This is a genomic window from uncultured Ruegeria sp. (genome assembly GCF_947489545.1).
Taxonomy (GTDB): domain Bacteria; phylum Pseudomonadota; class Alphaproteobacteria; order Rhodobacterales; family Rhodobacteraceae; genus Ruegeria.
In genome coordinates, this window is the sequence record NZ_CANLDZ010000016.1 from 103,940 (window position 1) to 118,077 (window position 14,138).

Sequence of the window (14,138 nt, forward strand, 5' to 3'; positions counted from 1 at the left end):
CAGCGGCTCGGAGCGATAAGGGTTTTCGCTGTAATGCTGGGTTTTGTCGGAGCGCTGATGCTGTTGCAACCAGAATTCCGAAACCTCACGGCACAGTCCTCATGCCTCTGGCGGCGGGATTCTCTTATGGCTTGGGAATGATGCTGACGCGGCATTGGTGTGCGAATGAAAACCCGATCACACTCGCAATAGGTATCTTCCTGTCCATTGGAATTGCTGGCGTGGTCATGCTGGGTGTCGTAACCCTGTGGCCGGGTGAGGAATTTGTCTCCGTGCCTTGGGTTGAACCAAGCGGGCGGCTTCTGGTGCCGTCGGAGCGGTGACATTGATTGCTCAAGCTTACCGGATCGGCTCCGCAGCAGTAGTAGCGGTGTTCGAGTATTCGTTCCTAATATTCGCCTGTTTCTGGGCATTCCTTCTGTGGGGTACAGCGACCAATCCGCTGGCTTGGGCAGGTATCGTCATCATCGTGATCTCTGGACTGCTTATGGCCTTTACACAACGACAGATGGAACGGACGAAACGTGTTTTCCGGCGTCATTAGCCGACATAACGCTGTTATTGGCCAAGGGTCAGGCCTCGTGAAGTTCTTTCGGCGGCGAAATCCACCGCAGAAAAAGAAGGTCATGACTTTGTACGGTCTTTTTGGATTGCCGATGCGCAGATGGCGCGTCTAGAGCCTTACTTCTCGAGTCCGAAGTGTCTGACGTCAGGACTAACAGGACAGTGGAAATAGGTCCACTTGTCGACGCCATCGCGCACGATAGTCATCTCCCCCGGTACGATCTGATCCGCTGCAACGTGAGTCGGGTTTATCCAGGCTACTAGGTCGCTTCGCAGAATGTCGATCATCATGCAATTCACCCGATACGATCCGGGAATGGATCGTATCGCTTAAGCGCCAGTATTCCTTGCTGCCGCAGACCGGACAGTCCGGCCGAGGCTGCGCCGCCTGCAATTCCCGGATTTACCAACGAGATTCGAAATTAAGCTTCCGCAACGTCAAGCAAAAAAGTGTATTTCACATAAAAAATTGCCTCAATTCAAACATTCTTACTAGTTAACCGGCGACCGCGGCGCGCTTTGAAGGTGTTAGCGATTTTTTTGAGGGGGTCATGAGTTGGCGCGTCGCATCCCCATTACGCCTCTTTAGCTTTGAATTGCGAAACTTCTGCAGCCTCGAAGGGTTTAGCGCGAACCCTTCCAGTCTTGCGCGACCACTCAACGGGGGCATGATCACAGCCAGCTCTCGGTTCCGCCCCCGCAGCGATAGTGAGGTTTGACTGGCCGTAGAGTGGCATCAACAAGCGATGGCCAAAGGCGGGTTTGGGTCGCCCTCGCAAATCCGCCAGCCCGGATTATCGGCAGGTACTGCGACGCGTCTGGCAGCTGCTCTGGGCCTATTGCTGACCCCCCTGTTCAAGCGCAGCGTTCTTCACTGAGAGGGCATATGCGTCTTCTATCTCAGCCATTGCGTTATTAACGGCACAGGGAACTGGCAATATCTTGCTGGGGAATTGATAGACCTCTTCTCCTTCTCAATCAAATCACTGTAAGAGTTCGTTAGTCCTCGAACCGGCAATGAAGTGTCTTGAAAAACAGCGCCCACAAAGCAAATACGATTTGGCCACGCGTGTCCGGCGCCGCCCGAACCGCGATTGCGATGGGGCTTCTTAGCCTTATCTCTGCCTGCGCCGAGAACCCAATCGATGGGTATCTGGATCCGGAACGTCAGTTAATGGCAATGCGCGAGGTCTCGCAAAAGCAGGCCCGGGGGCAAAGGGTCTGGTGTGTGCCCTACGCACGAAACCTCAGCGGCATCCAAATTCGTGGCAACGCTAAGGATTGGTGGAGAAAGGCGCGCAGTAATTTTGAACGGGGCAATGAACCAGTTGTCGGTGCGGTGATGTCGTTTCGAGCAACCAGCGGGATGCCTCTGGGCCATGTGGCAGTGGTGTCCGATATTGTCACGGATCGGGAAGTCGTCGTGAATCACGCCAACTGGCACCGCAACAAGGTATCGTTGAAAATGGGCGTCAGGGACGTATCCAAACACAATGATTGGACTTTGGTCCGGGTCGAAACCCTGCCGGGCCAGTATGGCAACTTCTACCCAGTGAACGGGTTCATCTATCCGAAAGTTGACGGGTAATCCAATTCCTATTGGCATCTGACGAGAGGCATCGGAATGCGCCACGGTCGTTTCCCGCTTCGGTCGTGAAGCGGCGAACACTAACCGTTCGCGCAGGGAAGCCGAACGTCGGTACACGAGCGCCATGGTCAGGATCTGACTGATTTTCCAAACTTGGCAAGGTGGTTTGAAAGGGTCGGCAAGCGCCTGGCTGCGGTCAGGAGTGTCGCCTTTTCTGCGGATACAGTCCCGGAATTCATCGAAGAAAGCTGGGGCATGGGGTTCGGCGCAATGTAGTACCGCAAGCGCTAGAGTACTGCTGGAAAGGTCCTTTCTTCCACTTGCAGGTATGAGTTCCTCTCGTTTGTCCCGGGGCGTACTCTGTTCAATCCTCATGCTCAGAAATTGGCTGCAAACCAGACTGGCGAACGGCGGCGATCCTGATGCCAGTTTAGAAGACGAATGGAAAAGCAAGGAGGAAAACCTGCGATGAATGAGCAATTATCATTTCGGCCTGTCTAGGCATCAGAGTTCCCGAGATTTGCCGGGCACCCGACATTCATGTGTTCGCTGGCAATCGGAGTGGATGAAGAACGCATCCATCAGGTCGACATCGGTATTGTTGGGGTGCCCCGGGATGGCGGGACGACGAACCGGCTAGGCGGCCGGCACGGTCCGCGCCAGCTGTGTGATCTTGGAATCAAACCGATGACCGTCGGCGGCGAAAATCTGATTTCGCTCCCCATCTTACGGGCGCTCTCTGAGAAAAGCCCGTTGAACGTGATCCACTTGGACGCTCATACAGACCTGTTTGATGAGTATTTTGGTGGCTGCAAGATAACCCATGGCACCCCGTTCCGTAGGGCGATTGAAGAGGGGCTGCTGAATCCCACGCGGGTCATTCAGATTGGCATTCGAGGCACAACATGCGACGGGGCAGACGTCGAATGGGGGCTGGGGCAGGGTGTCCGTATCATCACGATGGAAGAGGTTCTGGACAGGTGGATTGACGACGTGATGTCGGAGGCGCACCGCAACGTTGACTATACCAGCACATATGTCAGTTTTGATATCGATTGCATCGATCCGTCATTTGCCCCGGGACAGGCACGTCGGAAATTGGTGGCTTCTCGACGCGCGAGGCTCAGCAGCTTGTGCGCGGTCTGGCAGGGGTGAATATCGCAGGTGCGGATTTCGTGAAGGTATCCCCTCCTATCGATCCTAGCGGCGGAACTGCCTGGGTTGGTGTGTCCACGATAATCTGCTCCAAAAACCGATGAAGACTTTAGATTTGTGCTGGGTAACTAGTATATATATCAATCGTTTACACCTCTCACCTTCTCCCAAGAAGGTTCTCATATCAAGGATAGAACTTTTCATATGAGTTTTTATAGACCTATTGAGCGCTTCAAGAGTAGCTTTCAAAAGCGTATTCGATGCGGCAGGTATTCGGGAAGTGAACAAGAGCCCGAAGCCGCATTCCCCAGCGCCGCGACCTCAGGTTTTAGGCTATTTGCCGGGCTCGCTGGATAGCTGCCTCAAAGCAAAGGCTGATCCCAACCTTTCCGGAGTTTTACGACACAATCTCAGCGCTAGCGCGCGTTCGTTTCTGTTCTTTGGTCGGCAAACAGTCCTTTAAGCAACTTGCTGAGTTCTCGAACTTCGTCATCGAAGGCCGAGGACTCACCGCGCCATGCTGCCAATACTGCCTCGACGCTGTTAATGTATGTGCTGTTGCTATCACCTGAGAATGCTGCAACCGCCTGGCAGAGCCGCAATGCCCCGTTGTCCATAGGGTGTCCAGCAGCCGCGAATAGCAAATGTCGGAACACTTCCTCTCGATAGTCGTCATCTCTAATCTGCGCGGCGCTGTCGCAGAGAGCAATAAACGCGTCATCTGCCATTTCCGCGCAGCAGCATGCGGAAATCACAACCTCTTTCATCGCGACATTCGCTACATATTCCAGTTCGCTAGCAACGCTAACGGATGCGACCGGTTCACGCCGTGCCGTACGTCGCACCAAATACCGGATTGCATCTTCCGCCAGTGTAATACGGCGCGGGCCGGGAATTCCGCCCGCACGCTTCCATTGAATAATTGCATCAACAATGCCTTTCCAATCGTCTAATGGGCAAGTTTCTACAATGGCATCTAACATTTTGGCTGCGAGTTCGACGTGGAAGGCATGAACTGACCGGAGCGCCCCAAACGGGTCTGCATTCGAGATGTAGCTCACCGCTGTTGGCGCGGCCATCATCGTGGCAAATTTGCTCGGATCCCAATCCCGCAACTCCTCCAACGCCTGATTTGGTGCGCGGCGCACATCAATCAGCAATTGAACAATGCTGCGATCAAATTCATCGAGACCGGACACCAGATTGACGTAAGTTTTTGCATCGTCCTCATTCAGATGAAGCGCAAAGCTCGCAATGACACGTAGCTTGGTGCCAAGATTGTGAAATCCGTCGATCCGGTTGCTCATGTCGGTCATGAATTCTGCGGCTGTTTCCGGGAACGGCAAAACTTCACTTGCATCCAAGACCCTGCGCGCCAGAGTTTCGAGCCCCAGCATATGCAAGGTTTCGTGCCTTAGAACATAGTCGTCAACGGGATTGACCGTTCCCACTGTTTCCGCAGCTAGGCCAACCACATCCCTTCTAAAAATGTGGATACCATTCATATTTGTGCCGATATTGTCGGGCAGGCTGCGCATTTCTGCGACAACGTCGTTGACAAACCCTTCGTCCACGATGCGTGCGTCATGCGGCGAGGACTTTAACAATTGCACCGGCATGGGCCAATTCGTTTCAGCTGGGGCTGGTGAAGCATCAAGAGATCGCAAAAACGCAAGATAGATGGCGTTTTCATGCAGCATGCTCACTTTTGACTGAATTCTTGTAGCAGCTTCGACATCACCTGCTTGCGCCATTCCGATCGCAACCTTGCGGGCAATCGCACCGCGTGTGCGGGAATACCGAGGATCAACCGAGTCTAATATCCCGATGGCCGAGCGCGGATCGCGAGCCACGCGGACCTGCGCAGCGCCGACCTTAGCGGCGTGGGTATTTATTTCCTTGAATTTGCCAGTGGCCGAAAACTTAAGGTAATCGCCAAGTGATCGCGAAGCGAAACCTTCAGCCAGTCCAGAGCAAACATTTGATAACAAACTGTGCGAAGACCAATACTCCTTTGAAAATCATAAAACTCTGAAGCCATAATGGGCGCCAGATTCCCCGCCGCCCTGCCAAGGCTTTCGGCGGCCTGGTACTTGAATTCGATGGCGTCGGCATCTTTGAGGTTGTTAAATACCCACCGGAAAATGCGTTGGAAGTTCTCATTGGAACAAGACGAGCTCCGAAGCCTGAGCGTATCGAACGCATCCGTGAGCGCCACAAGCGACCGAACCAGCATGTGGGACATTTCCGTGTTCGATCCTGGGACCATACGGGCTGCAAGCTTCGAACGTACTGTTTCATCTTCTATGGCCGCATGCATCAACGTCGCCGCCGTGAAACGCAACCAGCTATTTGTGCCAAGTTCGATGGAGTTGAGAGCTTCGACGCCCGCGCGCGGGGTCTGCAATCGCGACTTCCAGTGCGAGCGCCACAGCAAAAATTGAGGGGTCAGTCGCAAGTTTTTCGCGGAATAGGTCGGGCACAGTCTTTGCGTTCGGGGGATTTTGCTGCACATACCAGGCAGCTGCCTGGTAAGCCAGGTCCTTGGGTTGGAGGTACATGCGCGTGCCGCCGCAATCCTGGGTGAAACCACTTACGTCAGCAAGATCAGCTAATGCGCTCTGAAGATCGTATGCCGCCCGTCCGAAAGCCTTTTCGGCCTCGTATTTTTCTCCGACATTCGCGGCAGCATTGGACACATGTCGTGTCTCGGGGTGATTTGAGAAGGCGCGGACAGAGTCGTCGCTGAGGTAGTATGGCTGTTCTTTATCGCCACGGAATTTGCCAAGAATCTCTGCAGCGCCATGTGCATCGCGTGTTGCTAGGCTATTTATGATCGAATGCGGCGAATCTCGGCGGATCGTCTCAGGCAAATCGGCGAGTATCCTGTCGATATCCTGCGCCTGTGCGATCAACCCCAGATCCGAAAAAACGCATCCGGCCGCGACGACTCCATGCTTCCTGACCCATCCAGCCCCAGGTCCAACATTTGCACCAGTAGCAGCCGGACTGCCTCCTGGTGCTCACCGCTTGCGGCAAGCACTGTAAGAGCATCAGAGTGAATCTGGTCGATATAGGATTGTAGGATGAGCGCTCGGATTGATGCCCATTCGATCGTCGCTTTGACATCTGCTCGGTCGCGCGACATCGCGATACATGTGCTGAGATCCTGAAGAAGGCGCAAATCATGCGGGTCTTGCGCCACCCGCGCCATCAGAAAGTCATGCGATACGATCTTTTCCAGAAATGGCTCACACTTGTCTCCAAAGGCCTCAAGCGTGTGCGGAATGGCGTGCAACACAAGGTATGGGCTCACGTCCAACCAGCTGCCACTTTCGAGCGCCTCTTCAAGCCTCTCGTATATGCGTAGGTGTTGGTCCGTCGCAGGTAGGAAAGATCGGCCCGACAAACCTTCGTTTTGAAGGAATTCCGGAAAGCTAGCATGGAAAAAACGAAGTTGCTTTTCGCGCTTGCTTGACCCGCTATCGACATTCAGAAACTGGCGATAGATTTCCACGACCATCTGCACGTGATACCGTTCCAGCCCACTGATGGTTGCCAACTCGTCAATGGTCAGCGGGCGGTGTGCGACACTCAAAAGGCCGAGCACCGGAACTGCGAAATTGCCCCAATCAGAGGGATCAACCCGGATCGATCGGTTCAGCGAATCCAGATAGAAACTGCCAAGGCCCGACGGCATTTCTTCGGAGGACCATGCGGCGCTGTCGGCGCCTCGCTCCTGCACCCACTCACTGGCAAAGCGCGCTACTAGGAAGTTTCCCTTCTATACGTACCGGACCGGCCGGATCATGGCTTTCGTGGTGTCCTTCGCCCCGGATTTCTTCGATAGCTTCAGTTCTTGGTTTATTAAATCTCGTATCGCTGTCTCGGCATTGGAGATATCCGCGATCTTCGCACCCTGTCTCTGCGAGAGCTGCACGAGGTCGCCGGTGTCGCGTGACGTGATGATGTTTTTCAAGTTCGATGGCACTGTTCCCAGGGCAAATAGCAGGTCCGAAATGGAGGTGCCTCCGTGGACACCCAGGCCTTCGTCTAGCGCATCGACGAGGATAAAAAGAGGCTTCGTGATGTCCTGCTGCAATTCCCGCAGAGGGATCAAAACAAGCTGGCTAAAAATCTCGGCAGCGGTCATTCCGCCCACCTGAAGTTTTTCGATCGTCACCCTAATCAGCGTGTCCGCATCCGCGTTAGTAAGCGTTTGGTTAACGATAATGCTTGGACCACAGTTCGAACGCCCGCTTTGCGGACTAAAGCTGTCGTTGGTTTTGGAGCAGGAAGTTGGTACTCTACCAAAAGGTGATTTCGCAACTTTGCTAGCTCGCTGAGACGTAAACTGTGTTCAAAGAACTGTATACCCACATATCGTTGGTTAGAGTTAGGCAGGCATTGAGTTCTGGCCAATTCCTGAAAGGCCGCAATCTAGCGACCGCTCTAGTTTCGAAAGCCGGCGATGATGTAAGGGGGCTAATCTTGCTCGCGGACGCTTGCCTGTTTTGCGGAGAGCCCTTGGCGGCCAAGCGTTGGTACAATTACGCCATTGAAAAAAAGTCGGAAAACCCAAGGTGGTCAGCCAACGACAGAAAGTTCGTAGGGGCGTACATTTCAAATCGGCTATTAGAATGCAGCTTTCTTGTGAACAACGAAAGCAAGGTTCCCAGGGCCTGTGTCGTCGAGCAAATCAACGAAATGCCCGCTAGCCAAGGCCTAAAAGCGCTTTTGTTTGTTAATAGTGAACAGACAAACGTTCCCAGACGATACGATAGCCGAAATGGGCGAAAGAGAGAACGCAGTCTGCGTTAGTGCCCGTATGTAAGTTTGGGCTCAAAGCGGTCATCTGATGGTTTCGGTAGACCATCGAGTCGATTCAGGCGGCATCAAGGTCAGCAACGCGGACAAAGCCGACCTTGATAAGCATGCACTCAACAGTAGAGCTGAGGTTGATGTTAGCTCCAAGACGCGGCACAAAGTTGAGGCGACTTGGAATTGGAAGCATTTAGGTGAATCAAATCCTTACGAGAACATCTCTGTTAGCAATGAGCGTAGGCCTAGCAAGCTCCTTGACTTCACCCGCCGTTGCTAACGACGGGTTAGCCTTTAGTGTTCCTGATGAGTACCGTGGGTGCGTCGAAACGCCTTACCAGTTTGGGGAAAACCCATTCGATGAAGACGGTAAGATCATCGCATTCCCATATCATGCTGCGCTAGAAATGAGCTCAGAAGTTGTTCTAGTTCCATCTACAAACACTGAAGATTCTCAGCAAAAGCGAATACGTTTGAGTTGTTCTGGGTTCGAGGAGCTCGGCAGTAATATCGACATAGTCTTCGAATATGATGAGACTTTTCCATTTAGGGTCGGTTACTATGCGTGGGTCGAGCTCTTGTTGTTGTATAGTGAAGCAGAGGTCAAAAACCGGAGGTTTGGGCGCAGTTTCTATTATGCTGCAGTAGCGTCAGAAACGATTAGAGACGGGGCTGGCGCGTGTGCAAATTTCCAATCTCCCAATCCGTCATGGGACATGTTTTGCACACAAAGAGACCTGCTTCATCAAACGGAGATGATTCAGACGTTTCATGATCAGCTTATTGCTGCAGACTATGACGACAATGAAGTTAGTCCAGATGCGGTAGTAGAGTTTGACAAGATTGTTGCCTCTTCACTTGCTAGGGCGAAAGCAATCGCAGTTGGGTTACCGAATTAGAGCAGGCCTGTCTAAGATAAACAGGCGCAATCCATACGCCCTGTGATGGTCAATTTGGGCTCATCGCAGACACTCGAATGTTCACAATAAGGAGCTATTGATTGAATACGTTCGAAGGTGGATGCCGCTGTGGCAAACTGCGGGTCAAAGCAACGGGGCAACCGTATCGCGTAGGGCTTTGTCACTGCCTTGATTGTCGCAAACATCATGGCGCGGTGTTTTATGCGGCTGCGGTGTTTCCCGAGGGTGCTGTGGAAATCACCGGAACCTCGCACAGTTATGCCGGGCGGTATTTTTGTCCCACATGCGGATCGTCTGTGTTTGCCCGAACCGGGGCCGAAGTCGAAATACACCTTGGATGTCTTGACGCGCCCAACCAACTGAGGCCGACTTACGAAATTTGGACTGTCAGACGAGAGTCGTGGTTGCCCGCGTTCGCCTTTATGAAGCAGTATGAACGAGACCGCGATGCAACCGGGCGCAGCGAAGAACAGGAACAGTAACGCTTATCCGTACGGCGAGATCTCGCCATGGAACTCTTCGTCTCCTAGTTGAGATTGTCCAACAGGCGGTTCCCGTACATCGTTGAACCCAAAGATTGAATCGGAGGATTAGGATGCATATTGGTCGACTTTCAGGACTACTACTTTCTGCCATTGCCTTTGCGACACCCGTTTTGGGCCAGGAAACTGCGGATGCGGTCTCACCTGAAGGTGCATCGGAGGGGCAGGTTCATGCGGTGACGGAAGAAGTCATTGCAGCGCTCGAGGCAAAGGCAGCAGGTGTTCCTGTCGTATCCGATGACTGGATGGTGGCGGCGGCCAACCCATTGGCGGTCGAAGCCGGGGCTAAGGTTTTGCGGGCAGGAGGGTCGGCTGCGGATGCCATGGTCGCTGTCCAGGTTGTGCTTGGATTGGTCGAACCGCAGTCTTCAGGCTTGGGCGGTGGCGCATTCCTTGTCTGGTACGACGCGGCCAGCGGGCAACTGACCACGTTGGATGGACGGGAAACCGCACCTTTGGCTGCGACCCCGACCCTGTTTCAGGACGATGATGGCGAACCGCTGGCTTTCTTCGATGCTGTTGTTGGCGGTTTGTCCGTCGGCACGCCTGGCACACCTGCGCTGTTGGAAGAGGCGCATCGCCGGTGGGGTCGGTCCCCGTGGCCAAGTCTGTTCTCCGATGGCATCCGACTGGCTGACGAAGGTTTTCTGGTTTCACCTCGGCTGGCCAGCCTGGTTGAAAACGACGCAGAGAGGCTGTCGCGCTTCCCTGCAACAGCCGCGTATTTCCTGCCCGGCGGTGAACCGCTACAGCAAGGCCAGCGGCTGGTGAACCCGGATTATGCGGACACGTTGCGCACACTGGCTGCCGATGGATCCGCGGGGTTCTATGGCGGAGAAATTGCGTCTGGAATTGTCACTACGGTTCGAACCGCACCCGGCAATCCTGGTGTTCTTTCGGGGACGGATCTGGCGCTGTACCAGATCATCGAGCGCGACGCCGTCTGTGCCGCTTATCGCGTCTACGAAGTCTGTGGCATGGGTCCGCCGTCGTCCGGTGCGCTGACCGTCGGGCAGATACTTGGCATGCTGAACAGCTATGATCTGGACGCGATGGGGCCTGAAAGTGCCGAAACTTGGCGGCTGATCGGTGAAGCATCTCGCCTCGCGTTTGCGGACCGGGGGCGTTACATGGCCGACAGCGACTTTGTGCCCATGCCGACCACGGGTCTGGTTGATCCGGACTACCTGTCCGGGCGGGCAGAATTGCTGAATGCTGAAGGCGCGTTGGCCGAAGTGACCCCCGGCAATCCTGAATTCGATCATGCGCTGAACTGGGCAGACGATGCTTCGTTTGAGCTGCCTTCGACCTCGCATATCTCGATCGTGGATGCCTATGGCAACGTGTTGTCGATGACGACGACCATAGAAAACGGGTTCGGTTCACGCCTGATGACCAACGGATTCTTACTGAACAACGAGATGACCGATTTCTCGTTTAGAACACATCGCGACGGTGTGCCTATTGCCAATCGGCTTGAGCCGGGCAAACGCCCGCGGTCGTCTATGAGCCCGACCATCGTGATGCGGGACGGTGCGCCGGTTCTGGCCATCGGGTCACCGGGTGGCAGCCGCATCATCGGCTATGTCGCAAAGTCAATCATCGCTTGGGCGGATTGGGATATGGATGTGCAACAAGCAGTATCGCTGCCGCATCTGGTGAATCGGTTTGGTACCTATGATGTGGAACTTGGCACCGCCGCGGAAGGATATGCGGACGCCCTGATCGAGATCGGTTTCGAGGTGAATCCACGCGACTTGACCTCGGGTCTGCACGCCATCGAAATCGGGGATGGGTTGAGCGGTGGTGCAGATCCAAGGCGCGAAGGAATTGCGCTGGGCGAGTAAGACACCCCAACTTGTGGGTATTGCCCCAAGGCAGCGGGCCTTTTAGTCATGCATTGAAAGGCTCGCCATCCATGCGGGCAAGGGGGGATCATCATGGTGCAAGCGACCGCTTTGCCGCGAAACGAGTCCGGGATCGAAGCTGCAATTGGTATTCTGAAGCAACGCTTCGGTGACCGGTTGCAGACCGGTGCCGCCATTCGGGAACAGCATGGCCACACTACCACGTGGATAGAAAACCAAAGACCTGACGCCGTGGTTTTTGCGCACACGACCGAAGAAGTGTCAGACATTGTCAAAACCTGTGCTGCCCATAAGGTGCCGGTTATCGCCTTTGGCACAGGCACATCGCTTGAAGGACATGTAAATGCGCCAGCGGGAGGAATATCGGTTGATCTGACCGAAATGAATCGGGTTCTTGCAGTGCATTCTGAAGATCTGGATTGTGTGGTGCAGCCCGGCGTCACGCGTGAGGATCTGAACACACACCTGCGCGATCAGGGCCTGTTCTTTCCCATCGATCCCGGCGCCAATGCATCGTTGGGTGGCATGGCCGCGACCCGGGCGTCCGGCACCAATGCTGTACGTTACGGAACCATGAAAGACAATGTGCTCAGCCTTGAAGCGGTTATGCCGGACGGGCAGGTTATCCGAACCGGGCGCCGCGCCAGAAAATCCTCGGCCGGATACGATCTGGCCCGGTTGATGATCGGCGCCGAAGGAACGCTGGGCATAATCACCGAGTTGACCTTGCGCCTGCACGGTATCCCTGAGGCGATCAGTTCAGCACGGTGTTCTTTCCCGACCGTTGATGCCGCATGTCAGGCCGTAATGATGACAATCCAGTATGGGATTCCGGTGGCGCGTATCGAGTTGTTGGATGAAATGTCGGTCAAGGCTGCCAATGCCTATTCTGGTCTGACATTGCCTGAAACACCTCTGCTGCTGCTTGAATTTCACGGATCCGAGTCTGGTGCCGCGGAACAAGCGGAGACCTTTGGTCAGATTGCACAGGAATTTGGGGGCGCGGATTTTGCGGCCACGTCCTCGACAGAGGAACGAAACAAGCTTTGGCAGGCGCGCCACGACATGTATTGGGCCAGTCTTCAGTTGCGCCCTGACGCGCATGGGATGTCTACGGATGTCTGCGTGCCGATCTCTCGGCTGGCCGAAGCCGTCGGCGCCGCTCAGGACAAGGCAACGGAACTGGGGCTGATCGCTCCGATTGTGGGGCATGTGGGTGACGGAAACTTCCACACACTGCCGCTTATCGATATGGAAAATGCAGATGAAATCGCCAAGGCCAATGAGTTTGTGGGATGGCTAAACGATCTGGCCATTTCGATGGAAGGCACATGCACGGGTGAACACGGTATCGGGCAGGGGAAACGCCCCTACCTGATCAAGGAACTTGGGGCAGCCACACAGTACATGGCAGCGATTAAGGCGGCACTGGATCCCGACAACATTATGAACCCCGGAAAAATCCTGTCTGACTGAATGAAAGACGGTTTCCAACTCCTGTCCGTTTTGCGCCTTCAAAACGACCGTTTTCTAAGTTGATTTCGGTGCAAACCACTACGGATGGGAATCTATGAGCGCTAAGTATCTTGCTGGACTGGCAGCCATTTGTGGCCTTGTCATCGCAGGGCTGGATTATCACCAGCAGCACAAGAAGTCGGAAGGGGGGCTTAGCCTAGAAAGCTACCTCAACTCTGTCTCGTCCCGAGTGTTCGGAGATGAGGTGATCGCCGCCGAAACCAGAGCATTCTTGCCAGATGCCCCGGATGGCTGGTCTCGCCGCGCTCTGGCTGAAGGGGACAACGCACCGCTGTGGACGGGAACTTCGGGACCGGAAGCGACACAAGCAGCGGCGCGTGGATGGATCTACGCCAAGGATGACGAGATCATTTGGATCGAAGCCTTTCGAAATGACTTGCTAAAATCCAAAGGTGTTTTGAGTGGAATGGCCGAGGTTTCAGCGAGTGAAATAGCGTATCAGCAGGAGTATGAGGGCTTTGCTGTTTCGGGTGGCGTTGGTTTCGCAGAGATGGAGTTTCCATCCTGGCAAGAGGCGTCAGCCTTCAGGGTGTTTGATGGTTGGATCGGTTTTGACGACGAAATACAGATCAGGGTGCGGGCGGTCGCATCGGACGCCTCGGTGCGGGCCTTGCTGGGTGCGATAAACTATGACGGCTTGAATGAGATATTGAATACGCCGGTCCCAACCGTCGGGACAGATGTGCAAGTTCAACCGGAAAATGAGGTCGCGCTGGCGGCGCAGATGATGGTGCTGCGCACGGCGATGGTTCAACTGCGGGCCGAGTCCGCGAAGGAACGCAACTTGAACTCGGATGAGGCGGCGCAGCTTATCAACTCGTTTGTCGAAAATATCGCCCCGGGCGCGACATTGGACGCAACTGGTGACGACGTTCCCGACTATGACGCCCTTATACAGACGACTTATCGGAGCGCATTAATTCTGATTATGGAGAATGACAGGTCTCAACAAGCGCCCGCGACAGAAGGCGGCAAGCTGACCTGCAAGACAGTTGGAACGAGAAAGCTCTGCCGCTCCGACGACTGATACACGCTCAAGTAAGGCTGATTTACGACCCGCATTTGATATGTGGGTCGTTTTTTTCATATCACTGGTCGGATGAATGTCGCGATTGTCTTCGCAACTGCGCCATATGGTGTCAGC

The 14,138-nt window shown here is 54.5% G+C and carries 12 protein-coding genes and 1 pseudogene; 8 read left to right on the plus strand and 5 right to left on the minus strand.

Features of this window, described 5'->3' with window-relative positions; genetic code table 11:
- The first annotated feature begins 101 nt into the window (after positions 1–101).
- The 3 genes and pseudogenes from Q1B13_RS19400 (at position 102) to Q1B13_RS19410 (ending at position 3,411) form a co-directional block, all read left to right on the plus strand.
- Positions 102–323 (plus strand): hypothetical protein, encoded by a 222-nt coding sequence (locus Q1B13_RS19400; protein WP_299083141.1) that lies wholly within the window; start codon positions 102–104, stop codon positions 321–323.
- A gap of 1,268 nt (positions 324–1,591) precedes the next feature.
- Positions 1,592–2,152 (plus strand): CHAP domain-containing protein, encoded by a 561-nt coding sequence (locus Q1B13_RS19405; RefSeq protein WP_366871115.1) that lies wholly within the window; start codon positions 1,592–1,594, stop codon positions 2,150–2,152.
- 687 nt (positions 2,153–2,839) lie between these two features.
- Positions 2,840–3,411 (plus strand): annotated as a pseudogene (locus tag Q1B13_RS19410) (arginase family protein).
- Between the two features lie 312 nt (positions 3,412–3,723).
- Here Q1B13_RS19410 and Q1B13_RS19415 read toward each other — a convergent pair.
- From Q1B13_RS19415 to Q1B13_RS19435, 5 genes are read right to left on the minus strand one after another with little or no spacing between them, the layout of a single operon-like run.
- Entirely contained in the window at positions 3,724–5,160 is a 1,437-nt protein-coding gene (locus Q1B13_RS19415; protein WP_299083144.1) for a hypothetical protein, read from the minus strand.
- A 38-nt stretch (positions 5,161–5,198) separates the two neighbouring features.
- The gene (locus Q1B13_RS19420; RefSeq protein ID WP_299083146.1) at positions 5,199–5,714 is read right to left on the minus strand and encodes a hypothetical protein; all 516 of its coding nucleotides are present in this window, start codon (positions 5,712–5,714) and stop codon (positions 5,199–5,201) included.
- Positions 5,656–6,222, minus strand: coding sequence for a hypothetical protein (locus Q1B13_RS19425; protein ID WP_299083148.1), 567 nt, complete (start codon positions 6,220–6,222; stop codon positions 5,656–5,658). The genes Q1B13_RS19420 and Q1B13_RS19425 overlap by 59 nt, the downstream gene beginning before the upstream one ends.
- Positions 6,219–7,052 carry a hypothetical protein gene (locus tag Q1B13_RS19430; RefSeq protein WP_299083150.1) on the minus strand — a complete coding sequence of 278 codons (834 nt, stop codon included), beginning with the start codon at positions 7,050–7,052 and terminating at the stop codon, positions 6,219–6,221. The genes Q1B13_RS19425 and Q1B13_RS19430 overlap by 4 nt, the downstream gene beginning before the upstream one ends.
- Before the next feature lie 39 nt (positions 7,053–7,091).
- A complete protein-coding gene (locus Q1B13_RS19435; RefSeq protein ID WP_299083151.1) occupies positions 7,092–7,460 on the minus strand; it encodes a hypothetical protein in 369 nt (122 codons plus the stop codon).
- A gap of 901 nt (positions 7,461–8,361) precedes the next feature.
- Between Q1B13_RS19435 and Q1B13_RS19440 the strand changes: the two genes are divergently transcribed.
- The 5 genes from Q1B13_RS19440 (at position 8,362) to Q1B13_RS19460 (ending at position 14,021) form a co-directional block, all read left to right on the plus strand.
- A complete protein-coding gene (locus Q1B13_RS19440) occupies positions 8,362–9,027 on the plus strand; it encodes a hypothetical protein (RefSeq protein WP_299800265.1) in 666 nt (221 codons plus the stop codon).
- A gap of 101 nt (positions 9,028–9,128) precedes the next feature.
- Positions 9,129–9,530 carry a GFA family protein gene (locus tag Q1B13_RS19445; protein WP_298934600.1) on the plus strand — a complete coding sequence of 134 codons (402 nt, stop codon included), beginning with the start codon at positions 9,129–9,131 and terminating at the stop codon, positions 9,528–9,530.
- A gap of 113 nt (positions 9,531–9,643) precedes the next feature.
- A complete protein-coding gene (ggt, locus tag Q1B13_RS19450; RefSeq protein ID WP_299083154.1) occupies positions 9,644–11,437 on the plus strand; it encodes a gamma-glutamyltransferase in 1,794 nt (597 codons plus the stop codon).
- Between the two features lie 93 nt (positions 11,438–11,530).
- On the plus strand, positions 11,531–12,934 hold the full coding sequence (locus Q1B13_RS19455) for an FAD-linked oxidase C-terminal domain-containing protein (RefSeq protein ID WP_299083155.1): 1,404 nt from the start codon (positions 11,531–11,533) through the stop codon (positions 12,932–12,934).
- Between the two features lie 94 nt (positions 12,935–13,028).
- The gene (locus tag Q1B13_RS19460; protein WP_299083156.1) at positions 13,029–14,021 is read left to right on the plus strand and encodes a hypothetical protein; all 993 of its coding nucleotides are present in this window, start codon (positions 13,029–13,031) and stop codon (positions 14,019–14,021) included.
- The last annotated feature ends 117 nt before the right edge of the window (positions 14,022–14,138 follow it).